The sequence below is a fragment of the Streptomyces sp. NPDC058751 genome (assembly GCF_042746485.1).
Lineage (GTDB): Bacteria > Actinomycetota > Actinomycetes > Streptomycetales > Streptomycetaceae > Streptomyces.
Genome location: NZ_JBHYPZ010000056.1, coordinates 51,785 through 58,367 on the forward strand (window position 1 = coordinate 51,785; position 6,583 = coordinate 58,367).

7 protein-coding genes are annotated in these 6,583 nt (G+C 72.4%); all 7 read left to right on the plus strand.

Annotation, left to right across the window (positions count from 1 at the left end; translation table 11 throughout):
- Positions 1-15 precede the first annotated feature (15 nt).
- The 7 genes from aroC to nusB all read left to right on the plus strand — a co-directional run bounded on the left by aroC (position 16) and on the right by nusB (position 6,343).
- Positions 16-1,200, plus strand: a complete 1,185-nt coding sequence (gene aroC / locus ACFW6B_RS36240) for a chorismate synthase (protein ID WP_386603167.1) — start codon at positions 16-18, stop codon at positions 1,198-1,200.
- A gap of 29 nt (positions 1,201-1,229) precedes the next feature.
- A complete protein-coding gene (locus ACFW6B_RS36245; RefSeq protein WP_386603183.1) occupies positions 1,230-1,712 on the plus strand; it encodes a shikimate kinase in 483 nt (160 codons plus the stop codon).
- Complete coding sequence (gene aroB, locus ACFW6B_RS36250) at positions 1,709-2,800, plus strand: 3-dehydroquinate synthase (RefSeq protein WP_386603170.1); 1,092 nt, start codon at positions 1,709-1,711, stop codon at positions 2,798-2,800. Before ACFW6B_RS36245 ends, aroB begins: the two co-directional genes overlap by 4 nt.
- Positions 2,801-2,992: 192 nt before the next feature.
- Entirely contained in the window at positions 2,993-3,898 is a 906-nt protein-coding gene (locus ACFW6B_RS36255) for a Pro-rich N-terminal domain-containing protein (protein ID WP_386603172.1), read from the plus strand.
- Between the two features lie 275 nt (positions 3,899-4,173).
- A complete protein-coding gene (locus ACFW6B_RS36260) occupies positions 4,174-5,280 on the plus strand; it encodes an aminopeptidase P family protein (RefSeq protein ID WP_386603174.1) in 1,107 nt (368 codons plus the stop codon).
- A gap of 59 nt (positions 5,281-5,339) precedes the next feature.
- Positions 5,340-5,906, plus strand: a complete 567-nt coding sequence (gene efp, locus ACFW6B_RS36265; protein WP_351862521.1) for an elongation factor P — start codon at positions 5,340-5,342, stop codon at positions 5,904-5,906.
- Between the two features lie 2 nt (positions 5,907-5,908).
- A complete protein-coding gene (gene nusB / locus ACFW6B_RS36270) occupies positions 5,909-6,343 on the plus strand; it encodes a transcription antitermination factor NusB (RefSeq protein ID WP_386603176.1) in 435 nt (144 codons plus the stop codon).
- Positions 6,344-6,583 lie beyond the last annotated feature (240 nt).

Here is a 6,583-nt window from a genome sequence, read left to right on the forward strand (position 1 = left end):
GCATGAGGAGCACCGTTGAGCAGGTTGCGCTGGCTGACCGCGGGGGAGTCCCACGGCCCCGCACTTGTCGCGACGCTGGAGGGCCTTCCCGCCGGCGTGCCGATCACCACGGAGATGGTGGCGGACCACCTCGCCCGGCGGCGCCTGGGCTATGGACGCGGTGCCCGGATGAAGTTCGAGCGCGACGAGGTCACGTTCCTCGGCGGCGTCCGGCACGGCCTCACCCTCGGTTCCCCGGTCGCGATCATGGTCGGCAACACCGAGTGGCCCAAGTGGGAGCAGGTCATGTCGGCCGACCCGGTGGACCAGGAGATCCTCGACGGCCTCGCCCGCAACGCCCCGCTGACCCGCCCGAGGCCCGGCCACGCCGACCTCGCCGGCATGCAGAAGTACGGCTTCGACGAGGCCCGGCCGATCCTGGAGCGCGCCTCCGCCCGTGAGACCGCGGCCCGCGTGGCGCTCGGCGCCGTCGCCCGCTCGTACCTGAAGGAGACGGCCGGGATCGAGATCGTCTCCCACGTCGTCGAACTGTGCTCCGTGAAGGCCCCGCAGGGCGTGTACCCCACCCCGGCCGACGTCGAGAAGCTCGACGCCGACCCGCTGCGCTGCCTGGACGCCGACGCCTCGAAGGCGATGGTCGCGGAGGTCGACCAGGCCCACAAGGACGGTGACACCCTCGGCGGCGTGGTCGAGGTGCTCGCGTACGGCGTTCCCGTGGGCCTCGGCTCGCACGTGCACTGGGACCGCAAGCTGGACGCCCGTCTCGCCGGCGCCCTGATGGGCATCCAGGCGATCAAGGGCGTCGAGATCGGCGACGGCTTCGAGCTGGCCCGGGTGCCCGGCTCCCAGGCCCACGACGAGATCGTCTCCACGCCCGAGGGAATCCGCCGCGTCTCCGGCCGCGCCGGGGGGACCGAGGGCGGTCTGACCACCGGCGAGCTGCTGCGCGTCCGCGCCGCGATGAAGCCGATCGCCACCGTGCCGCGCGCGCTGGCCACCGTCGACGTCGCCACCGGCGAGGCCGCCAAGGCCCACCACCAGCGCTCCGACGTCTCCGCCGTGCCGGCCGCCGGCATCGTCGCCGAGGCCATGGTCGCGCTCGTCCTCGCGGACGCGGTGGCCGAGAAGTTCGGCGGCGACTCGGTCACCGAGACCCGCCGCAACGTCCGCTCGTACCTCGAGAACCTGGCCATCCGGTGACCGCCCCACGGCTGGTCCTGGTCGGGCCGATGGGGGTCGGCAAGTCCACGGTGGGCGCGCTCGTCGCCGAGCGGCTGGGCTGCGCCTACCGGGACACCGACGACGACATCGTGGCCGCCGAGGGCCGCAGCGTCGCCGACATCTTCGTCGACGAGGGCGAGCCCGCCTTCCGTGCGATCGAGAAGCGCGCGGTGCGCGAGGCGCTCGCCGGGCACGACGGCGTGCTGGCGCTGGGCGGTGGTGCGGTCCTCGACGCCGACACCCGCGCGCTGCTCACCGGCCACCAGGTCGTCTACCTCTCCATGGACGTCGAGGAGGCGGTGCAGCGCACCGGCCTGAACGTCGCCCGGCCGCTGCTCGCCGTCAACCCCCGCAAGCAGTGGCGCGAGCTGATGGAGGCACGCCGCCACCTGTACACCGAAGTCGCCCGCGCGGTCGTGGCGACCGACGGCCGTACCCCCGATGAGGTCGCCCAAGAGGTCCTCGACGCACTGGAGTTGAAGGAAGCATGAGCGAGGCAGTGACCCGGGTCCAGGTCGGCGGCAGCGCGGGCACCGACCCCTACGAGGTCCTGATCGGCCGTCAGCTCCTCGGTGAACTCGGTGCCTTGATCGGCGACAGGGCCAAGCGTGTCGCCGTGATCCACCCCGAGGCGCTCGCCGACACCGGTGAGGCGCTGCGCGCCGACCTGGCGGAGCAGGGCTTCGAGGCCGTCGCCATCCAGGTGCCGAACGCCGAGGAGGCCAAGACCGCCGAGGTCGCGGCCTACTGCTGGAAGGCGCTGGGCCAGTCCGGTTTCACCCGCACCGACGTCGTCGTCGGCGTCGGCGGAGGTGCCACCACCGACCTCGCCGGTTTCGTGGCCGCGACCTGGCTGCGCGGGGTGCGCTGGATCGCCGTCCCCACCACCGTGCTCGCCATGGTCGACGCGGCGGTCGGCGGCAAGACCGGCATCAACACCGCCGAGGGCAAGAACCTCGTCGGCGCCTTCCACCCGCCCGCGGGCGTGCTGTGCGACCTGGCCGCGCTCGACTCGCTGCCCGTCAACGACTACGTCTCCGGGCTCGCGGAGATCATCAAGGCCGGCTTCATCGCCGACCCGGTGATCCTGGAACTCATCGAGTCCGACCCCGAGGCCGCCCGGACGCCCGCGGGCCCGCACACCGCCGAGCTGATCGAGCGTTCCATCAGGGTCAAGGCCGAGGTCGTCTCCGGCGACCTCAAGGAGTCGGGGCTGCGCGAGATCCTCAACTACGGTCACACGCTCGCCCACGCCATCGAGAAGAACGAGCGCTACAAGTGGCGGCACGGCGCCGCCGTCTCCGTCGGCATGCACTTCGCCGCCGAACTCGGCCGCCTCGCGGGCCGGCTGGACGACGCGACCGCCGACAGGCACCGCACGATCCTGGAGTCCGTCGGTCTCCCGCTGAGCTACCGCTACGACCAGTGGCCGAAGCTCGTGGAGAACATGAAGGTCGACAAGAAGTCCCGGGGCGACCTGCTGCGCTTCATCGTCCTCGACGGACTGGCCAGGCCGACCGTCCTGGAGGGCCCGGATCCGGCCGTCCTGCTCGCCGCGTACGGCGAGGTCGGCGAGTAACGGGCGGCGCCTCGCGGGGCCGTACGGCCCGAAGGACACCTGTTCAGCCCGTTCTGCCTCTTCCCACCGGGCACTTCGCACGGTCCCCGGCCGTTCACACAACGGCGGCCGGGGAAGGTACCGTTCAGTAGCGACGGGACCGGCGTCCCGTCGTCACGCGCACATCGCCTGTACGAGACGGAGTGGCACCGGATGCAGCACGCAGTGGGGGCTCCGCTGCCGCCGCCCCACCAGCCGGGGCAAGGGCCGGCCGCCGGATGGTCGCCGGCCGGACAGTACCCGGGGCAGCAGGGCCCCGCGCCCGCGCCGGGCTTCGCCGGAACACCGGGGCCGCCCGGCGCCCCTCCCGCCCAGGCGCCGCAGCACCATCTGCCACCGCAGCAGATGCCCCCGCAGCCGCCGCAGCACCCGTCGGCGCAGCCTCCGCCGCATCCGCCCGTGCCGCCCGCTCCGGACACCACCGGACACGTGCAGCTGCCCTCGGGCGTCTCGGTGGCCATGCCGAGCCCGCCGCCCGTCACGGGCGCGCCCGACCCGGCGGCGACCACGCTCGCGGTCCTGCTCATCGGCCCCGCGGGCGCGGGCAAGACCAGCGTCGCGAAGTACTGGGCGGACCACCGCCGGGTGCCCACGGCCCACATCAGCCTCGACGACGTACGCGAATGGGTGCGCTCGGGCTTCGCCGACCCCCAGTCGGGATGGAACGACCATTCCGAGGCGCAGTATCGTCTCGCCCGCCGCACCTGCGGCTTCGCCGCCCGCAACTTCCTGGCCAACGGCATCTCGTGCATCCTCGACGACGCCGTCTTCCCGGACCGGCCGGTCGTCGGGCTCGGCGGATGGAAGCGGCACGTGGGCCCGGGGCTGCTGCCGGTCGTGCTCCTGCCGGGCCTGGAAGTGGTCCTGGAGCGCAACGCGGAGCGTTCGGGGAACCGCAGGCTCGGTGACGAGGAGGTCGCGCGCATCCACGGCCGCATGGCCGGCTGGTACGGCTCCGGACTCCCGATCATCGACAACTCCCAGCTCGACGTGCCCGCCACGGCCCGCCTCCTGGACGACGTCCTGGCCCGCTCGATCGCCAGCCCGCCGCAGTGGTGAACGAGTCCGCCCCGCCGATGTGCTGAAAGGGTTCGCCTGTCGGCGGTGCTGAAAGGGCCCGGGCCGGGGCGGCGCCGAGGAGGGCTCGGGCCGGGCGGTGCCGAGCCGGTCCGGTCCGGTCGGCGGTGTCCGAGGCCGAGGGGTCCGGTCCGTGGGCAGGGGCAGGGGCAAGGGCAAGGACCGGGGCAGGGTCCGGGGCCGTTCGTCCGGGCGGAGGGCTACCCGTCCGGCCCTCTGGACCGGCGACATCCGGCCACCGCTCGTAGGCTCGATTCATGCCAGAGGTGTACGCGACCCGCAGAGAGCGGCTCCGGGAGCGCTGTACGGCGGGCGGCAGCGCGGCAGCGCTCGTCACCCGTCCCGCCAACGTGAGGTATCTCGCCGGCGCCGCGCCGCCCGGCGCGGTCCTGTTGCTCGGCAGTGACGAGGACGTGCTGCTGTGCGCGGGCCCGCTGTCCGGCGAAGCCATGGAAGGGCGCCCCGACGAGGCGCTGGACGTCCGGGTGCTGCCGCGCACCGGAGGCGATCCGGCCGTCGCCGCCGCCAGGCTCGCGGCCGGTCAGGGCGCCGAGTCCCTCGCGGTCGAGGAGCACCACCTGACCGTGACCCGGCACCGCGCACTCGGCTCGGTCGCGCCGCGGCTGAGCCTGGCCGACCTGGGCGGCGCGGTGGAACAGCTCCGCGTGATCAAGGACGAGGAGGAGATCTCCACGCTGCGGATCGGCGCCGAGATCGCCGACCAGGCGCTCGGTGAACTCCTCGAGTCGATTCTCGTCGGCCGCACGGAACGCCACCTCGCCCTGGAACTGGAACGCCGGCTCGTCGACCACGGCGCCGACGGACCCGCCTTCGCGACCTCGGTCGGCACCGGACCGAACTCGGGACGCCGCGGCCACCGGCCCACCGACCGGCGTGTCGAGGAGGGCGACTTCCTCTCCGTCTGCCTCGGCGCCACCTACCACGGCTACCGGTGCGAGATCGGGCGTACGTTCGTCATCGGCACCTCGCCCGCAGGCTGGCAGATCGAGCTGTACGACCTCGTCTTCGCCGCCCAGCGCGCCGGCCGGGAGGCGCTGGCACCCGGCGCCGCCTACCGCGACGTGGACCACGCGGCCCGTCAGGTGCTGGACGCCGGGGGCCATACCGAAGGCCTTCCGCCCCTGACGGGGCACGGTGTCGGGCTCGAAATCGACGAGGACCCGCAGCTTGCGCCCGCAGCCATGGGTAAACTGGACGCTTGCGTGCCGGTCACCGTCGAACCGGGGGTCCACCTCCCGGGCCGGGGCGGTGTCAGGATCGATGACACGCTCGTCGTGCGCCCTGAGGCGGACGGCGGACCCGAGCTACTCACCATCACGACCAAGGAACTGCTCGCGCTCTAGCCTTCGGGCCGCGCGCGTGCGCCGGGGTCGTCCACGTCAGTCCAGGAGATTCCGCAACCGTGGCTTCCACGAACGACCTCAAGAACGGCCTGGTGCTCAAGCTCGACGGAGGCCAGCTCTGGTCCGTCGTCGAGTTCCAGCACGTCAAGCCCGGCAAGGGCCCGGCCTTCGTGCGCACCAAGCTGAAGAACGTGCTCTCCGGCAAGGTCGTCGACAAGACGTTCAACGCCGGCGTCAAGGTCGAGACGGCCACGATCGACAAGCGCGACATGCAGTTCTCGTACATGGACGGCGAGTACTTCGTCTTCATGGACATGGAGACGTACGACCAGCTCATGGTCGACCGCAAGGCCGTCGCCGACGCCGCCAACTTCCTCATCGAGGGCTTCACGGCCACCGTCGCCCAGCACGAGGGCGAGGTGCTCTTCGTCGAGCTGCCTGCCGCCGTCGAGCTGGTCGTCCAGGAGACCGAGCCGGGCGTCCAGGGCGACCGCTCCACCGGTGGCACCAAGCCCGCCACCCTGGAGACCGGTCACCAGATCCAGGTCCCGCTCTTCATCACCACCGGTGAGAAGATCAAGGTCGACACCCGCACCAGCGACTACCTCGGCCGGGTGAACAGCTAACCGTGGCTGCCCGCAACACGGCCCGCAAGCGCGCCTTCCAGATCCTCTTCGAGGGCGACCAGCGCGGTGTGGACGTCCTGACGGTCCTCGCGGACTGGATCCGGCACTCCCGGTCCGACACCCGGCAGCCCCCGGTCAGCGAATACACGATGGAGCTGGTCGAGGGCTACGCCGTCAAGGCGCGGCGCATCGACGAGCTCATCGCGCAGTACGCCGTCGGCTGGACGCTGGACAGGATGCCGGTCGTCGACCGCAACATCCTGCGCCTCGGCGCCTACGAGCTGATCTGGGTCGACGAGACCCCGGACGCCGTGGTGCTCGACGAGGCGGTGCAACTGGCGAAGGAGTTCTCCACGGACGAGTCGCCCTCGTTCGTGAACGGCCTCCTGGGCCGGCTGAAGGACCTGAAGCCCTCGCTCCGCCGCGACGAGGACTGACCGGCAGCAGCACGAAGCCGCCGCAGCCGGTACGGCCCCGCAGGGGGCCTACGGAACACGCCGGAGGGCCCGCAGCGATCACGCTGCGGGCCCTCCGGCGTTCGTGTGCCCGTGGGGCTTCCCGGGCCCGTGGAGGGCCTTTCCAGGACCGCACAAAGCCGCCGGGGTGGCCGGAACCATCAGGTTCACGCCCCCCCCGCGGCCCGTTTGTGCTTATCAGGAATCGGGGGATCGGCGCAC

Excerpts from the sequence above, each read along its gene's own strand:
- aroB (WP_386603170.1), top strand. The coding sequence starts at position 1,709 with ATGAGCGAGGCAGTGACCCGGGTCCAGGTCGGCGGCAGCGCGGGCACC.
- ACFW6B_RS36260 (WP_386603174.1), top strand. The coding sequence starts at position 4,174 with ATGCCAGAGGTGTACGCGACCCGCAGAGAGCGGCTCCGGGAGCGCTGT.
- ACFW6B_RS36255 (WP_386603172.1), top strand. The coding sequence starts at position 2,993 with ATGCAGCACGCAGTGGGGGCTCCGCTGCCGCCGCCCCACCAGCCGGGG.
- ACFW6B_RS36245 (WP_386603183.1), top strand. The coding sequence starts at position 1,230 with ATGGGGGTCGGCAAGTCCACGGTGGGCGCGCTCGTCGCCGAGCGGCTG.